General features: G+C 73.8%; 11 protein-coding genes and 1 riboswitch. Of the genes, 10 read left to right on the plus strand and 1 reads right to left on the minus strand.

Annotated features, from left to right (window positions below):
* Window positions 1–74: 74 nt before the first annotated feature.
* The 3 genes from G7072_RS00765 to G7072_RS00775 are packed head-to-tail and all read left to right on the plus strand — an operon-like array spanning window position 75 to window position 3,204.
* Entirely contained in the window at window positions 75–1,301 is a 1,227-nt protein-coding gene (locus G7072_RS00765) for an NADH:flavin oxidoreductase (RefSeq protein WP_166083752.1), read from the plus strand.
* Window positions 1,298–2,122 (plus strand): SDR family oxidoreductase, encoded by an 825-nt coding sequence (locus tag G7072_RS00770; protein WP_166083753.1) that lies wholly within the window; start codon window positions 1,298–1,300, stop codon window positions 2,120–2,122. Before G7072_RS00765 ends, G7072_RS00770 begins: the two co-directional genes overlap by 4 nt.
* Window positions 2,119–3,204, plus strand: a complete 1,086-nt coding sequence (locus G7072_RS00775; protein WP_166083754.1) for a diacylglycerol kinase — start codon at window positions 2,119–2,121, stop codon at window positions 3,202–3,204. The genes G7072_RS00770 and G7072_RS00775 overlap by 4 nt, the downstream gene beginning before the upstream one ends.
* Window positions 3,205–3,298: 94 nt before the next feature.
* On the opposite strand, the gene G7072_RS00780 is transcribed toward G7072_RS00775, so the two are convergent.
* A complete protein-coding gene (locus tag G7072_RS00780; RefSeq protein ID WP_166083755.1) occupies window positions 3,299–4,006 on the minus strand; it encodes a pyridoxamine 5'-phosphate oxidase family protein in 708 nt (235 codons plus the stop codon).
* Window positions 4,007–4,157: 151 nt separating this feature from the next.
* Between G7072_RS00780 and G7072_RS00785 the strand changes: the two genes are divergently transcribed.
* From G7072_RS00785 to G7072_RS00815, 7 genes are all read left to right on the plus strand, one after another.
* Window positions 4,158–5,237, plus strand: a complete 1,080-nt coding sequence (locus G7072_RS00785) for an MBL fold metallo-hydrolase (protein WP_206063235.1) — start codon at window positions 4,158–4,160, stop codon at window positions 5,235–5,237.
* A gap of 64 nt (window positions 5,238–5,301) precedes the next feature.
* Entirely contained in the window at window positions 5,302–5,985 is a 684-nt protein-coding gene (locus G7072_RS00790) for a DUF5701 family protein (protein WP_166083756.1), read from the plus strand.
* Window positions 5,986–5,995: 10 nt separating this feature from the next.
* A riboswitch (TPP riboswitch) is annotated at window positions 5,996–6,103 on the plus strand.
* 36 nt (window positions 6,104–6,139) lie between these two features.
* Window positions 6,140–7,240: a thiamine ABC transporter substrate-binding protein gene (locus G7072_RS00795; protein WP_166083757.1), complete on the plus strand. Its 1,101-nt coding sequence runs from the start codon at window positions 6,140–6,142 to the stop codon at window positions 7,238–7,240.
* Window positions 7,237–8,913 (plus strand): ABC transporter permease subunit, encoded by a 1,677-nt coding sequence (locus G7072_RS00800; RefSeq protein ID WP_166083758.1) that lies wholly within the window; start codon window positions 7,237–7,239, stop codon window positions 8,911–8,913. The genes G7072_RS00795 and G7072_RS00800 overlap by 4 nt, the downstream gene beginning before the upstream one ends.
* 1 nt (window position 8,914) lies before the next feature.
* Window positions 8,915–9,979, plus strand: coding sequence for an ABC transporter ATP-binding protein (locus G7072_RS00805; RefSeq protein ID WP_240917078.1), 1,065 nt, complete (start codon window positions 8,915–8,917; stop codon window positions 9,977–9,979).
* 6 nt (window positions 9,980–9,985) lie between these two features.
* Window positions 9,986–11,041 (plus strand): phosphatase PAP2 family protein, encoded by a 1,056-nt coding sequence (locus tag G7072_RS00810; RefSeq protein ID WP_166083759.1) that lies wholly within the window; start codon window positions 9,986–9,988, stop codon window positions 11,039–11,041.
* Window positions 11,042–11,633: 592 nt separating this feature from the next.
* Window positions 11,634–13,079 carry a C40 family peptidase gene (locus tag G7072_RS00815; RefSeq protein WP_166083760.1) on the plus strand — a complete coding sequence of 482 codons (1,446 nt, stop codon included), beginning with the start codon at window positions 11,634–11,636 and terminating at the stop codon, window positions 13,077–13,079.
* Window positions 13,080–13,093 lie beyond the last annotated feature (14 nt).

Consider the following 13,093-nt stretch of genomic DNA (forward strand, 5'->3'; position numbering starts at 1 on the left):
GCCAGTTTGCCGGCATACCGTGGGAAACCGACCGCCCCCGAGTGACCAAAACTGGAACGTGTTACAGTTTTGCGATGGCAGTGCCCGACGTGTTCTCCGCCGTCGGGCTCGGGCCGGTCCGGCTCCGCAACCGGGTCGTCAAGGCCGCCACCTTCGAAGGCCGCACGCCGGACGGCGTGGTCACCGACGAGCTGGTCGACTTCCACGCCACCGTGGCGCGCGGAGGCGCGGCGATGACGACCGTGGCCTACCTCGCGGTGTCTCCCGAGGGCCGCACGCACGCCGCGCAGGTGCAGCTGCGCGAGGAGTCGCTCGAGGGCCTGCGCCGGCTCACCGACGCCGTGCACGGCGCCGGGGGAGCGGTCGCGGCCCAGGTCGGCCACGCGGGTCCGGTGGCGAACGGCCGCTCGAACGGGGCGCGCGCCCTGTCCGCGACGGCGATGCCGAGCCCCCTGAGCATGCAGATGGTCCGGCGCGCCGGCGAGGCCGACCTCACCCGGATCACGCACGACTACGTGCGCGGGGCGCGGCTCGCCGTACGCGCCGGGTTCGACGCGCTCGAGCTGCACCTGGGCCACGGCTACCTGCTGAGTTCGTTCCTCAGCCCGCTCACCAACCGCCGCACCGACGCCCGCGGCGGCAGCCTCGCCCACCGTGCGTCGTACCCGCGCGAGGTCGTGCGCGCCGTCCGCGACGAGGTCGGCGACGAGGTCGCGGTCTACGCCAAGCTCGGCATGACCGACGGCGTGCGCGGCGGGCTCGGGGTCGACGAGGCCCTCGACGTCGCCTCGATGCTGGAGGACGACGGCTGCCTCGACGCGCTCCAGCTGACCGCCGGGTCGAGCCTGCTCAACCCGATGTACCTCTTCCGCGGCGGCGCACCGCTGCGCGAGCTGACCGCGCAGATGCCGTTCCCGGTCCGCTGGGGGATGCGCACGGTGGGCCGTGGCTTCCTCAAGGAGTACCCCTACGAGGAGCTGTTCCTGCTGCCGCACGCGCGCCGGTTCCGCGAGCGCCTCTCACTTCCCCTGATGCTGCTCGGCGGCATCAGCACGCGCGCCTCGCTCGACCGCGCCATGGCCGAGGGCTTCGCGTACGCCGTGATGGGTCGCGCCCTGCTGCGCGAGCCCGACCTGGTCGACCGGATGCGGACCGAGGGCCTGACCCGCAGCACCTGCATCCACTGCAACCGCTGCATGCCCACCATCTACACCGGCACCCGCTGCGTGCTCGACGACCCCGAGCAGCTGCGGCTCACCACCCGACCCGCCCGACCCGGACAGCAAGGAGCACGCGCATGATCCTCGACAGGTTCCGTCTCGACGGGCAGGTGGCTGTGGTCACCGGCGCCGGGCGCGGCATCGGTGCCGGTACGGCGCTGGCGCTGGCCGAGTGCGGCGCGGACGTCCTCATCTCGTCGCGCACCGAGGGGCAGCTGAAGGACGTCGCGGCGCAGATCGAGGCGCTCGGCCGGCGCGCGGTCGTCGTACCGGCGGACCTGTCCGACCTCGACGCCGTCGCGTCTCTCGCCACCCGCGCGGCCGAGGAGCTGGGGCGGCTCGACATCGTGGTCAACAACGTCGGCGGGACGATCCCGAACGCGTTCCTCGACACCACGCCGGACTACCTCGAGGAGGCGTTCCGCTTCAACGTCTCGACCGCGCACGCGCTGACCCGCGCCGCCGTACCCCTCATGCTGGCCGACGCCGACCTTCCGAACGGCAGCGCGGGCGCGGTCGTCAACATCTCGTCCGTCATGGGTCGGCTGGCCGACCGCGGCTACCTCGCCTACGGCACCGCCAAGGCCGCGCTCGCGCACTGGACGCGGCTGGCCGCGCGCGACCTCGACCCGCACATCCGGGTCAACGGGATCGCGGTCGGATCGGTGATGACCTCCGCGCTGGAGTTCGTCGCCGGGGACCCGGCGACCAAGGAGGCGATGGAGGCGGCCACCCCGCTGCGCCGCATCGGTGAGGTCGAGGACATCGCCGCGACCGCCGTGTTCCTGGCCAGCCAGGCGGGGGGCTACCTGACCGGCAAGGTCGTCGAGGTCGACGGCGGGCTGTCGCACCCCAACCTGTCGCTCGGCCTGTCCGACCTGGTGCCCGGGGGTGCCTCGTGATCCGCGTCGTCGAGTGGTCGACCGGCACCGTCGGGCGCCACGCGATCGCCGGGATCCTGGCGCGGCCCGAGCTGGAGCTGGTCGGGGTCTGGGTGTCCAGCGAGGCCAAGCACGGCCGTGACGTCGGCGAGCTCTGCGGCGGTCCGCCGCTGGGGCTGCCGGCGACCATGCACAAGCACGAGCTGGTCGCGCTGCGGCCCGACGTCGTCGTGCACACCGCGATGACCGACGCCGACCCGTTCGCGGCGGTCGAGCTCTTCCGCGAGCTGCTCGCCGCCGGCATCAACGTGGTGTCGAGCGGGCCGGTGTTCCTGCAGTTCCCCCACGGCGTGATCCCCGACGAGATGGTGGCGCAGCTGGAGGAGGCCGGGCGGTCGGGCGGCGCCTCGCTGCACGTGAACGGCATCGACCCGGGGTTCGCCAACGACGTGCTGCCCCTGACGCTGACGTCGCTGTCGCAGCGGGTCGACGAGGTGCGGGTCTCGGAGATCGCGGACTACTCGACCTACGACCAGCCGTTCGTCAACGGAGAGCTGTTCGGGTTCGGCAAGCCCGTCGACGACGTGCCGTTCCTGTTCTCCGACGGCGTGCTGCCGCTGGCGTGGGGCTCGGTGGTGCGCATCATCGCGGCCGGTCTGGAGCTCGAGCTCGACGAGCCGCTGACCGCGACGGTGGAGCACGCCGAGGCCTCGCGCGACTACGAGACGGTGAGCGGACCGGTGCCGGCCGGGACGCGCTGCGCGGTGCGGTTCCAGGTCGTCGGGTCGGTGGCCGGCATCCCGCGGGTGGTGCTCGAGCATGTGACGCGCACCCACCCCGAGCAGCGGCCGGACTGGCCGCAGCCGCCGACCGGTGACGGCTGCTACCGGGTCGAGGTCGTCGGCGAGCCGATGATGACGCTCGACCTCACCCACCGCGGCGAGCACGGCGACCACAACGTGTCCGGCATGATCACCACCGCCATGCGGCTGGTCAACGCCGTCGAGGCCGTCGTCGCCGCCCCGCCCGGGCTCGTCACCGCCCTCGACCTGCCCCTCATCACCGCCCGCGGCCTCGTCCCCCGGGACCCCGTGACCTCCTAGCCCACCGTGACCTCGACCCATCAATTTCGCGCACAAGTTCGCACATGTGACGTGTGAGCACCCCACGTGCCACATGAGCGAACTTGTGAACGGATCAGACCCCGTGGCGGGTGAGGGTGGCGCGCACCGACGCCGGTACGTCGACCCCGTGCGGTACGTCGGGCGAGGCCAGGGGCTGGTCGGCCCGCAGGGCCAGCGGGACGATCCCGGCCCACACGGAGCGGGGCTCGTGGTCGTCCGGGTCGACCTCGGGAGGTCCGGCCGCGACCTTGACGCTGGCGCTCTCCAGGGACACCCGGAGGACCAGCGTGGCGGCCAGCTCCTTGGCCGTGGGCGCCCGCAGCTCCGCCGTACGCCCGGGGAAGAGGTGGTCCGACAGCAGGTCGAGCGCCCGCGCCTTGTCGTCGGCCGGTACCTCCTCGGCGACCCCGTGCACGACGGCGGAGCGGTAGCGCATCGAGGAGTCGAACGTGGTCCGCGCGAACACGAGGCCGTCGAGGTGGGTGACCTCGACGCAGACCTCGTCGCCGGCCGCGATCCGCAGCAGCCCCGACCCGGTCGAGCCGTGCAGCAGCAGGTGGTCGCCGTCGCGGGCGCACGCGAAGGGCAGCACCAGCGGCCGGCCGTCGCGGACCACCCCGACGTGCGCCAGCAGCGCCTCGTCGAGCACGGCGTCCAGGGCGTCCCGGTCGGTGACCTGGCGGTGGGCCTCCCGACGGATTCGGGTGGCGTCGTCGACGACCAGCCCACGCTGCGGCGTACTCGATGGGTCCGGGGTGCTCTGGTCGCTCGGGCTGCTCATGGCCCCCACCCTCCCGCGCCCGCAGAATCGTTCACAAGAACGTTCGTGGGGCTGATGTGATGCTCACGCGCCACATGAGCGAACTTGTGCACGGAATCGGCCGTCCCCGGGGCGGGGACAGACGGGTGAGGTCGTCGGACAGGATGGGCCGGTGACCGACGTCGAGCACCCCGCCCACCACGAGCGCGAGCACCCTGCCACCGAGACGCTGGCCGATCGGACCACCTGGACCGAGCCGACGGCGGAGGTCGTGGCCCCGGGCGTCCGCCGGGTCCCGCTGCCGCTGCCGATGGACGGCCTCCGGGCGGTCAACGTCTACGTCCTGGAGACGGCCGACGGGCTGACCTGCATCGACGGCGGCTGGGCCCTGGAGGTCTCCCGCACGCGCTTCGAGGAGAGCCTGGCCACCTTCGGCGCCGGAGTCGGCGACATCAGCCGCTTCCTCGTCACCCACGCCCACCGCGACCACTACACGCAGGCGGCCGCGATCCGCTCCGAGCTCGGTCGCGCGACCGTCGAGCTCGGCATCGGTGACAAGGCGACCCTCGACCTCTTCAACAGCGGCACCCTCGACCACGACCCGACGGTGCCGCGGCTGCGGCTCGCCGGCGCCGCCGACACCGCCGCCGCCTGGGAGAAGATGTTCGAGGGCAACGACCCCGACCTGTCGGTGTGGCAGCCGCCGGACCGCTGGCTCGACGGCGAGCAGGAGATCGTCGTCGGCGACCGCGTCCTCACCGCCGTACCGACGCCCGGCCACACCGCGGGCCACTTCGTCTTCGCCGACCTCGCGGCCAGCCTGCTCTTCGCCGGCGACCACGTGCTGCCGACCATCACGCCGTCGGTCGGCTTCGAGCTCGTCTACGCCGAGGACCCGCTGCGCGACTTCCTCGGCTCCCTCGAGCGCGTGCGCCGCCTGCCCGACCTGCGCCTGCTGCCCGCCCACGGCGCCGTCACCGACAGCTCCCACGCCCGGGTCGGCGAGCTGCTCGCCCACCACGACGAGCGCCTCGAGCTCTGCCGGCGCGCGGTCGCCGGCGGGGCGGTCACGGCGTACGACGTCGCGCGGCAGCTGGCGTGGACCCGGCGCGAACGTGCCTTCGCCGACCTCGACGTCTTCAACGGCGCGATGGCCGTCATGGAGACGATGGTCCACCTCGACCTGCTCGCCGGGGACGGGGTCCTCGTCCGCAGCGCGACCGACGGCGTCGCGACGTACGCCGTCGCCTGACGACCGGGGTCACCTGGTGCCACGGGGTGACACCGGTTGACCCCCGATCAGGCACCATGGCCAGGTGGACGGCGACGTGACAGGTACGACGAGCAGCGGTGCGGCCGAGCTCGACCGCCAGGTCGACCGGCTGGTCGAGGTGGGCCACCCGGCGCTCGCCGGGCTGACCGAGGACGCCTTCCGGGAGCGACTCGCCCCGCTGCACGCCGTCGTGCCCGACGACCCGGCGGACCCGCCGGACCCGGCGGACCCGGCGGACCCGCCCCCCGACCAGGCCATGGGCTTCCTCCTCGTCGTCACCGCCGCCCTCGTCCCGACCGTCGCCGCCGTCGAGACCTGGCGGGTCCGCGGCAAGGCGGGCTGGACCGACATGGCCGACGAGCTCGCCGGCTTCCGGCCCGTCCCCGAGGTCGCGGTCGGGCTCCCCGACGCGACGGCGTACCTCCTGCTCGACGTCCGCACCGGCCGCGACACCCTCGGTGTCCGCCCCAGCGAGGCCCAGCCCGGCATCCTGGCCGCCGGCCGCACCCCGCTGACCATCGACGAGGGGGTCGCCCTGGTCACCCAGCGGCCCGACGTGTTCACCACGCACCACGCCTTCCAGGCGCTGGGCTCGCGCGCCGACAACGCGCGGGTGCCGTCGTTCTGGGTCAGCAAGGGCGCCCCGCGCCTGGGCTGGTGCTGGTGGAACAACCCCCACTCGTGGCTCGGTGCGGCCTCCGCGGCGGGTCGTCGGGGCCCCGCGTAGTACCGTGGCGGCTGAACGACAGGGGAGCGCCACCAGGCGCTGAGAGTGCGGAAACGGCCGCAGACCCTCGAACCTGATCCGGTTAGCACCGGCGTGAGGAAGTCGAGCTCTTCTCGCACGACCGCGAGACCCTCCCGACCTCTGGGAGACGACCATGAAGCACGCACGACCCCGGTGGAGGGCGGCCGCTGCCGTCACCGCCGCCGCCCTGGCCCTCACCGCCTGCTCCATCACCGGAGGCAGCGAGCAGGAGACCACCACCGGCACCGCCGCCGACGGCAGCACGGTCGCCGACCGCGACGTCACGCTGCTGGTCCACGACTCCTGGTACCTGCCGAGGAAGGTGCTGCGCGCCTTCGAGGAGGAGACCGGCTACCGCGTCGAGGTGCAGACCAACGGCGACGCGGGCTCGCTGACCAACAAGCTGGTGCTGACCGCGGACAACCCGCTGGGTGACGCCGTGTTCGGCATCGACAACACCTTCGCCACCCGGGCGGCCGACGAGGGCGTGCTGGCGCCGTACACCCCCGCGGACCTGCCCGCCTCCGCCGCCGACTACGCCCTCGACGGCGAGGCCGGCGAGCAGCTCACCCCGGTCGACTGGGGCGACGTGTGCGTCAACGTCGACGACGCGTGGTTCGCCGAGCGCGACCAGGCCCCGCCGCGCACGCTCGCCGACCTCGCCGACCCGGCCTACCGCGACCTCTTCGTCACCCCGGCCGCCTCGACGTCGTCGCCCGGCTTCGCCTTCCTGCTCGCCACGGTCGGGGAGTACGGCGAGGACGGGTGGCAGGACTACTGGACCCGGCTGATGGACAACGGGGCGCGGGTGGCCAAGGACTGGACCGAGGCCTACACCGTCGACTTCACCGCCGGTGGCGGCGACGGCGACCGGCCGATCGTGCTCAGCTACTCCTCCTCGCCGCCGTTCACGATCCCGAAGGGGGAGGAGCGGCCCACCACGAGCGCGCTGCTCGAAACATGCTTCCGGCAGGTGGAGTACGCCGGCGTGCTGGCCGGGGCGGACAACCCCGAGGGGGCGCAGTCCCTGCTCGACTTCCTCGTGGACCGCACCTTCCAGAAGGCGCTGCCCGACAGCATGTACGTCTACCCCGTCGACGCGGAGACCCCCCTCCCGCCGTTGTGGGAGGAATGGGCCGAGCCGGCCACCGACCCGATCGAGGTCGACCCGGCCGAGGTCACCGCGCAGCGCGACGAGTGGATCCGGACGTGGAGCGACCTGACGGCGGGATGACGTCTCGACAGGCTCGACCGACGGGTGTCCCCTCGGCGGGCCTCGTCGTCGGCCTGCTGGCGGCCCTGGTGCCGCTGGCGGTGATCGTCGTCTTCTTCGTGGTCCCGCTGGTCGGCATGGTCCAGCGGGGCTTCGTCGTCGACGGCCGCCTCGACGTCGGTGGCGTGCTGGCCGACCTGGCCCGTCCGCGGGTGGCCGGCGTGCTGTGGTTCACGCTCTGGAGCTCGGCGGTCGCGACCGCGGTCACGCTGCTGCTGGGCGTGCCGACGGCGTACGCCCTGCACCGGCTCGACTTGCCGGGCTCGGCGTTCCTGCGCGGCCTGGTGACGGTGCCGTTCGTGCTGCCGACGGTCGTGGTGGGCGTCGCCTTCCGGACCCTGCTCTCCTCCGGCGGCCCGCTCGGCGGGCTCGGCGGGGACGGCACTCCGGCGGCGATCGTGGCTGCCCTGGTCTTCTTCAACCTCAGCGTCGTGGTGCGGATGGTCGGGCCCTGGTGGGCCTCGCTCGACCCCCAGCGCGAGCAGGCCGCGGCCGCGCTCGGCGCCTCGCCCGCGCAGGTGTTCCGGACCGTCACGCTGCCGGCGCTGCGGCCGGTGCTGCTCTCCGCGGGGTCGGTCGTCTTCCTCTTCTGCGCCACCGCGTTCGGCGTGGTGCTGACCCTCGGCGGCACCCGCTACTCGACCGTCGAGACCGAGATCTACCTGCTGACGACGCAGTTCCTCGACCTGCGGGCCGCCGCGGCCCTGTCGGTCCTGCAGGTGCTCGTGGTCGTCGCGCTGCTGCTGCTCGCGGGGCGGGCGCAGCCGCGCGGGGCCGGGGTCGTCGACCGCGCCGCTCCCGCCCCCGGACGGCGCCCCCGCGGCTGGGTGGACCTCACCGCACTGGCGACGACGGCCGTCACGGTGGCGCTGGTCGCCCTGCCGCTGCTGGCGGTGGTGGCGCGCTCGCTGCGGGTCGACGACGCGTGGTCGCTGGCGCGCTACCGCTCGCTGTCGGAGTCCGCCCCCGGGTCGCCGCTGCGCACGTCGGTGCTCGACGCCGCCGCCACCTCGCTGCGCACCGCCACCGACGCCACCCTGCTGGCGGTCGGGCTGGGCGTCGTCGTCTCCGTCCTGGTGACGCGCCGGATCGCCCACCCCGGGCTGCGCCGCGCCGTCCGGGCCTTCGACGGGCTGTTCATGCTGCCGCTGGGGGTCTCGGCGGTCACCGTCGGCTTCGGGCTGCTCGTCGCCCTCGACACCCCGCCGCTCGACTTCCGCGGCAGCCCCTGGCTGGTGCCGGTGGCGCAGGCCCTGGTGGCGCTGCCGCTCGTGGTCCGTGCGCTCGTGCCCACCCTGCGCGGCGTCGACGAGCGCCAGCGCGAGGCGGCCGCGACCCTGGGCGCCGGTCCGCTGCGGATCCTGCGCGACGTCGACCTGCCGACGGCCTGGCGGTCGCTGCTGGCGGCGGCCGGCTTCGCCTTCGCGGTCTCGCTGGGGGAGTTCGGCGCCACCAGCTTCCTCAGCCGCCCCGACTCCCCGACGCTGTCGGTGCTGATCTACCAGCTCATCGGTCGCCCGGGCGCGGAGAGCTTCGGTACGGCGCTCGCCGCGGCCGTCCTGCTGGGCAGCCTCACGGCCGGCGTGCTGCTGGCCGTCGAGCGGCTCCGCGTCGGCCGGCTGGGGGTGTACTGAGGTGAGCGCCCCCGGGCTGGAGGTCCGCGACCTCGACGTCACCCTGGCCGGCACCCCCGTGCTCCGCGACGTGTCCCTCGACCTCCCGGCCGGGGAGGTGCTGGCGGTGCTCGGCCCGTCGGGCTGCGGCAAGTCGACGCTGCTGCGGGCGGTGGCCGGCCTCGAGCGTCTCGACCGCGGCGCCGTGCGGGTCGGAGGCCAGGACGTGACCCGGGTGCCGACGTACCGGCGCGGGTTCGCGCTGATGTTCCAGGACGGTCAGCTCTTCGGCCACCTCACCGTGGCCCAGAACGTCGCCTACCCGCTGCGGCTGCGGCGGGTAGGACGCCGGGAGCGCGCCGCCCGGGCGGCGGAGCTGCTCGAGCTCGTCGGGGTGCCCGGCTTCGGCGACCGCGACCCCGCCACCCTCTCCGGCGGCGAGCGGCAGCGGGTGGCGCTGGCCCGGGCGCTGGCGGTCGAGCCGCGGCTGCTGCTGCTCGACGAGCCGCTGTCCGCCCTCGACCGCGACCTCCGCGAGCGGCTGGCCGTCGACCTGCGGCGGATCCTCACCACCGCGGGCACCACGGCACTCCTGGTCACCCACGACCACGACGAGGCCTTCGCGGTGGCCGACCGGATGGCGCTGCTGCGCGCGGGCCGGCTCGTGCAGGACGGCACCCTCGAGGAGGTCTGGCGCCACCCGGTCGACGCGGAGGCCGCGCGCTTCCTCGGCTACGCGCGGGTGCTCACCGCCGACCAGGCCCGCCCTCTCCGCGCCGCGTACGCCGACCGGTCCCCCGACGGACGCGCCCTCGCCCTGCGGCGGTCGGCCCTGCAGGTCGACGCGGCCGGGTCGGTGCCCGCGACGGTGGTGACGAGCCGCTCGACGCCGGAGCAGACCCGGCTCGTCGTACGCCTCGAGGACGGGCTCGAGCTCGACGCCGTGGCCCCCGCGGGGCGGGCGTGCGCCGCCGGTGAGCTGGTGCGGCTGACCCTGGATGTGACACGAGTCGCACCCCTTCCGACGCACGCCACACCCACAGAGGCGGGACCTGACGTCCCGACGCCCGGCACCTCCGTAGAGTGACCTGCTATGAAGCGACCTGCCTACGGACTCCTCGTGGGCGTCGCGATCCTCACCGGGCTGGTGGCCGTCGTGGCCTCCTGGTCCCTCGACGAGCGGCTTCGCGACCCCGACGGGTTCCTCGGTCCTGCCTGGGTGCGGCTGCCGGCGATGGTGGTCGGCGCGTTCCTGGCCGACGTGGTGCCGCGCGCCTTCTGGCGCGCCGGCCGTCAACCCTCGACGGTGATGCGCCACGCCCGCCAGATCGTCCGTGAGCACTGGACGCGCGAGCGTGTGAGCCTCGTGGTCATCGGGCTGACGAGCTTCTACGTGACCTACGTCAGCTACCGGAACCTCAAGAACTACCTGCCCCGCATCTACGACACGATGCAGGACCCGCTGCTGCACCAGCTCGACCGCTGGCTGTTCTTCGGCAACGAGCCCGCCGTGGTGCTGCACGCGATCTTCGGCGAGACCTGGGCCGCGCACTTCTTCGCCTTCATCTACCTGCTCTACCTGCCGATCGCGCCGCTGAGCCTGGTGATCTGGCTGGTCTGGTCGCGCAACATCTCCTACGGCTACTGGTACGCCACCGCCAACTGCCTGACCTGGACGCTCGGCACGATCAGCTACTACCTGATCCCGACCATGGGGCCGACGTTCTGGTACCCCTGGCTCTACGAGGGCCTGCAGGTCACCGGTGTCACCGAGCTGCAGGACTCGCTGTGGCGCGGTCGCCAGGACGTCCGCTTCCCGCTCAACCCCTTCAGCGACTCGATCCAGAGCGTCGCGGGCTTCGCCTCGCTGCACACGGCGCTGACGCTCGTGATCGCGCTCGTCGCGCACTACACCGTGCGCCACCGGCTGATCCGCTGGTCGGCCTGGGTGTTCTTCGGGCTCACCGTCATCTCGACGCTCTACTTCGGCTGGCACTACATCGCCGACGACGTGGGCGGCGTGATCATCGCGGTGCTCGCCGTCTGGCTGGGGGGCATCGCGACGGGACAGAAGTTCGAACGCTGGGGGAGATCGGTGCGCCCCACCACGAGTACCTCCGCGGTGCCCGTGGACGAGGACGCGGTATAACCCAGGTCCGCGTCCCCCGCAAGGGGCAAAGGGGGAAAAAGGTCCCCCTCAGGCCTGTTTGTCGGCTGGGTTGGTGAGGTACTCTCGTACTAACGGGGACCCGGGGGGGTCTCCGCGAGGAGGGGTTCACAGAACACGCGACGCGTCGCTCTCGGCTCAACGGCTCAGGATCAGTATCCCGCCTGCCGTCGCCGCCCTTTCTCCGGCTCTGTCTCAGCCTCCCAATGGGACAGATGCCTTGAGGTCCCGCCCGAGCCTCCCAATCGGGCGGGACCTCTCTTCTTTTTCCTGAGCCCGCACCGGTCCGGTCCGCTCCTGTCCGCGCCGGCCGCATCTGTCAGCGCCGGCCGGATCTGTTAGCGCCGGCCCGCGCGCCCACGCGCCGCCGGAGAGGCCGTCCCCGACGGGCTCTGCCCTGGACGTCCCGGGACGTCCAGGGCCCCCGCCACGAACGACGGAGACGAATGACACGGTTGTTATTCGTCAAGTCGACACGCCGTGGGGCTTGCGGTTTCTTTGTGATTGTTGGTTCTCTTGGGGCTGTTGAGAACTAGCGTGACGAGAAACCACCAGGTCGACCGGAGAGGGATGCATGCCTGCGACGAGGACGAGCTCCGCCCGTGAGCGCACGCTCCGGGACCGGCGTGGTCCCCGCGCGGTCGTCACCGGCCTCTGCCTGACCCTCACCGTGGCCCTGGCCGGCTCCCTCGTGACGCTGGGCTCACCCGCCGGCACGGCGTACGGCGCACCGCGGGACCTGCCCCCGGGTACGCCGAGCCGCGCGGACGTCGAGGCCGCCGAGCGTCGGGCCGGCGACGCCGCCGGCGCCGTGGCGGCGACCGAGGCCGAGCTGGCCGCGGCGGACGCCGAGCTCGAGAGCGCCGCCGTCGCAGCCGAGCAGGCGTCCGAGGCGGCCAACGGCGCCCGCTGGCAGCTCGAGCAGGCCACCACAGCCCTCGCCGACGCCCGTCGCGACGCCCGTCGCGCCGAGGCGGCCGTGGCGGGCCAGCGCGACGACATCGCCGCACTGGCGGTGGCCGGCTACGAGGGCGCCGGGGACCTGTCCAGCCTGGACGCCGCCTTCGGTGCCCAGGGGCCCGAGGGCGTCATGAGCACCCTGCTGACCTACGAGGGTGCGAGCACCTCGCTCGAGGCGGAGTACCAGCGCTTCGCCGCCACCAGCGCGCTGGCCACGACCTTCCGCCAGGAGGCCGACGACGAGCAGCAGCGCCGGGCCGACGCCGCCGACCGGGCCGAGGCGGCCCAGGCCGAGGCGGTCGCGGCGGCCGCGTCCGCGCAGCAGGTCGCAGCGTCGATCGCGGACCGCAAGAGCGCCCTCATCGCCGAGCTGGCCCGCCTCCAGGGCGTGTCGGTCCGACTCGTGGAGGCACGCCGCGCCGGTATCGAGGAGGCCCGTCGCCAGGCGGCAGCCGCCGCCCAGGAGGCCGCCGCCCGCGCGGCGGCCCGCGAGGAGCGCGCCGCAGCCCGCGCCGCGATCCGGGACACGTCGGCGCAGGACGGGGACGCGACCGGATCGGGCTCGTCCGAGGCACCCGTCGAGGCTCCGGCGGACGACGCCGACGGCTCGGCAGCGACGGCGCCCGCTCCCGCGCCTGCCCCCGCTCCCGCGCCTGCCCCCGCGCCTGCTCCGGCCGTCACCCCGCCGCCGAGCGCCTCGGGAGCCCAGCGTGCGATCGCCTTCGCCCGCGCCCAGGTCGGCGACCCCTACGTCTGGGGCGCGGCCGGCCCGAGCTCGTGGGACTGCTCCGGGCTGACGATGGCGGCCTGGGCGGCCGCCGGGCGCAGCCTGCCGCACTACTCGGTGGCGCAGTACACCGAGTCCACCCCGATCTCCGCGAGCCAGCTGCGACCCGGCGACCTCGTCTTCTGGGGCTCCTCGAGCAGCCCGGGCTCGATCCACCACGTCGCGCTCTACGTCGGCGACGGCCTCATCGCCCACGCGCCGCGCACCGGGCGCGACGTCACGGTGGAGTCGATGTACTACTGGGTCCCGCCGAACTTCTTCGCCCGCGTCTAGCGACTCCCCGACAG

Origin of the sequence: Nocardioides sp. HDW12B, from assembly GCF_011299595.1 — a bacterium.
GTDB lineage: Bacteria > Actinomycetota > Actinomycetes > Propionibacteriales > Nocardioidaceae > Marmoricola_A.